A 3338-nucleotide genomic window follows, 5' to 3' on the forward strand; every position below is an offset into this window, starting at 1 on the left:
CTCTGACAGCGGAAGGAATGACGCAACGATCCGTTTCCTCGACCGCAGCTTCAAGCTCGGCAATCAACCCAGACAGGGATGTCAGAGCGCCCGGTGCGAGCGAATAACAGACGCGCGGTGGATCAATCCGGCCTTTGATCACGCCCGCATCCCGCAGGATGCGCAGGTGTTCTGAAACCGTGGATTGCGCGAGGCCAACAGCATCGACGATATCGCCGCCGATACAGCCCGGCGTGCGTGCCAACAGGCGCAGTATCCGCAATCGGGCCGGGTGCCCCAGCGCCTTGGCCATCGCAGCCATCGTTGCATCTGCGTGCACTTGCTCAGCGTCTTGCATGAAATGGCCTCGCTGCTTTATCGTATATCGTCGCTTGCCGATATAATGCTTTCAGCGCGTCTGCAAGCGAAAGGCGCGAACGCATGACTGGGAAACGACAACTAACAGATTCCTTGAACATTCGGAGGGTCAAACCGACGAATTTGAGGGACGCGGCAGCTAGGCCCCCTGCTCGGCCAAGAGTATTTCCTGTCTGCGGCGCATCACAGCGCGCTTTGTCGTCAGGGATGCGGCAATGGTCCCAATCGTGACCAGACCGATCAGGATCGTTGAAAGTGCATTGATCTCGGGGCTGACCCCGAGGCGGATCGAACTGAAAACCTTGATCGGCAGCGTCGTGGCCGATGGGCCCGCGACGAAAGATGCGATCACCAGATCATCCAGTGACAGTGTCAGTGCCAACAGCCAGCCAGAGATGACAGCGGGTGCAATGATCGGCAGGGTGACAAGGCGAAATGCCTCGAACGGGGTGCAGCCCAAATCAAGTGCGGCCTCTTCCACAGACCGGTCAAAGCTGACCAGTCGCGAACTGACCACGACCGAAACGTAACACATCGAGAATGTCGCGTGGGCAAGGATGATCGTGAACAATCCACGGTCCAGCCCGATCGAGATGAACAGCAAGAGCAGCGACAATCCGGTGATCACCTCGGGCATGACCAGCGGCGCATAGATCATCCCGGAAAATAATGTGCGGCCGAAAAACCGCCCGCCGCGCACCAGCACATAGGCCCCCATCGTACCAAGGATAGTGGCAATGATTGATGAAAAGAAGCCAACCTTGAAGGTGACCCAAGCTGCATCCAAAAACGCATCGTTCTGCAACAGTTCGCCATACCATTTTGTCGAAAAGCCGCCCCAGACGGTCACCAATTGGCTTTCATTGAAGCTATAGACAATGACCACGATCATCGGGATGTAGAGAAACGCAAAGCCCAGCGTCAGCGAAGTCGCGTTGAACCAAGTCAGCCGCCTCATGCTTCGGCCTCCATCATCTTTTGTTCATTGCGCTGATACAGCACGATGGGGATGATCAGGATCAGCAGGAGTACGACGGCCACCGCACCGGCCACCGGCCAGTCGCGATTGGAAAAGAATTCCTCATAAAGCACTTTACCGATCATCAGCGTCTCTGAACCACCAAGCAGGGATGGGATCACGAACTCGCCCAGCGCGGGGATAAACACAAGAAAACAGCCTGCGATGATGCCCGCTTTCGATAGCGGTATGGTGATCCGCCAGAAAGCCTCTGTCCGCGAACAGCCCAAGTCCTCTGCCGCCTCCAACAGCGACTCGTCCAATTTGGTCAGCGTGGCGTAGATCGGCAGGATCATGAACGGGCAATAGGTGTAGACGATGCCGATATAGACCGCGATATTCGTGTTCAGGATCGTCAAGGGCTCGTTGATCAAACCCAGCCACATCAAGAACTGGTTCAACATGCCTTCCTGGCTGAGGATACCGATCAGCGAATAGACCCGGATCAGAAAGCTGGTCCAGAACGGCAGAATCACGAGCAGCATCAGCGTCGGCTGCCATTCTCTCGGCGCATTCGCCATCCCGTAAGCGATAGGAAAGCCGATCAGCAGACAGAGGAAAGTCGAAATGAAGGCAATCTGCACGCTGGAGAGATAGCTTTTCCAATAGAGATCATCAGTCGCCAGAAACTTGAAGTTCTCGAAATCAAGCTGTGAAAGGAAATCCCGGAAACCCGCCCAACCCTCTGACAGTTCGAGTGTTGGCGTATAAGGCGGGATCGACAGGGCGATATCGGACAGCGATATCTTGAAGACAATCAGGAACGGGACCAGAAAAAGCGCCAGCAGCCAGAAATAGGGAACTGCGATCAGAGTGAAGCGACGCAGGTTCATCAGTGCGCCAACACGATACCGGCGGTATCTGTCCACGACAGCCAGACTTCATCATTCCACGTGAACGGGCGGCTCGCGCGACGGCGGGAGTTGGCTGCTTGTGCCTTGATCACCATGCCATTGGGCAAAGCGACATGGTAGGTCGACAGGTTACCAAGATAGGCAATGTCCAGCACCTTTCCCTGAACAACATTGTTGCGATCCATCGGCCTTTCCGCCGAAATTGCAATCTTTTCAGGCCGGATTGCAAAGCTCACCTTTCCCGCGTCCATCGGCCTTGCGGGCGTACCGATTATCGGGGGTTGTCCTTCCGTCCAACTGATCGCCATGGTGTCACCTTGCACTATGGCATGGCCTTCTATGATGTTCACCTCGCCGATAAAGTCGGCAACATAGGTGCTGTTGGGGGCTTCGTAGATACGCTCCGGCGTATCGACCTGTTTCAGCTTGCCGTGGTCCATCACCGCAACACGAGACGCAACCGTCATCGCCTCTTCCTGATCATGGGTGACGACGACAAATGTCGTGCCGGTCTTTTCCTGAATGTCCATCAACTCGAATTGCGTGTCCTGACGCAGTTTTTTGTCGAGCGCCGACAGCGGCTCGTCCAGCAACAACAGCTTGGGCGCTTTGGCCAATGACCGCGCCAAAGCGACACGCTGACGCTGGCCGCCGGAAATCTGTTCCGGCTTGCGGTTGCCGAACTGCTCGATTTGCACAAGACGCAGCATTTCCTTGACCCGTGCATCAATCTGGTCTTTCGGCATTTTCGAGCGTTTCAGGCCGAAGGCGATATTGTCGTAGACAGTCAGATGCATGACTTCGACGTTCACGGGCGCGCCACCGACGCCCGTTCCCTCAAGACGGATCTGCGCCCACTTACGGTCCTTAAGCCAAGGCACAAAATCGCTAGGCCCGACGTGAACGTCGTGCGGCGGCAGCTCTGTGCCCAACAGGCTGGTCACTGAGCGGGTCTTCGAAACCTTCTTGGACGCCAAGCGCTCGCGCTCCAACATGCCTTGGAAGTCAGTGTTGCCGCCAAAGTTCAATTGATATGTACGGTTGAGTTGAATGCCGCGGTCATTAAACAGGCTTACTAGCGATCGGTGCAGGATCGTTGCACCGAGCTG

The 3338-nt window shown here is 56.0% G+C and carries 4 protein-coding genes; all 4 read right to left on the reverse strand.

Annotated features, from left to right (window positions below; translation table 11 throughout):
• Positions 1-337: ArsR/SmtB family transcription factor (locus R6T97_RS10130; RefSeq protein ID WP_410349175.1), on the reverse strand; the 337-nt coding region annotated here is incomplete at its 3' end.
• A 159-nt stretch (positions 338-496) separates the two neighbouring features.
• On the reverse strand, positions 497-1315 hold the full coding sequence (locus R6T97_RS10135; RefSeq protein ID WP_410349176.1) for an ABC transporter permease: 819 nt from the start codon (positions 1313-1315) through the stop codon (positions 497-499).
• Positions 1312-2202, reverse strand: coding sequence for an ABC transporter permease subunit (locus R6T97_RS10140; RefSeq protein ID WP_410349178.1), 891 nt, complete (start codon positions 2200-2202; stop codon positions 1312-1314). The genes R6T97_RS10135 and R6T97_RS10140 overlap by 4 nt, the downstream gene beginning before the upstream one ends.
• 5 nt (positions 2203-2207) lie before the next feature.
• Positions 2208-3338, reverse strand: a 1131-nt coding sequence (locus tag R6T97_RS10145; protein ID WP_410349177.1) for a TOBE domain-containing protein, incomplete at its 5' end; no start/stop codon positions are given.

It is taken from the genome of Yoonia sp. (genome assembly GCF_046498525.1).
In the GTDB taxonomy this organism is placed as follows: domain Bacteria; phylum Pseudomonadota; class Alphaproteobacteria; order Rhodobacterales; family Rhodobacteraceae; genus Yoonia.

Bases quoted from the DNA above. Each gene is read 5' to 3' on its own strand.
- R6T97_RS10135 (WP_410349176.1), bottom strand. From the start codon at position 1,315: ATGAGGCGGCTGACTTGGTTCAACGCGACTTCGCTGACGCTGGGCTTT.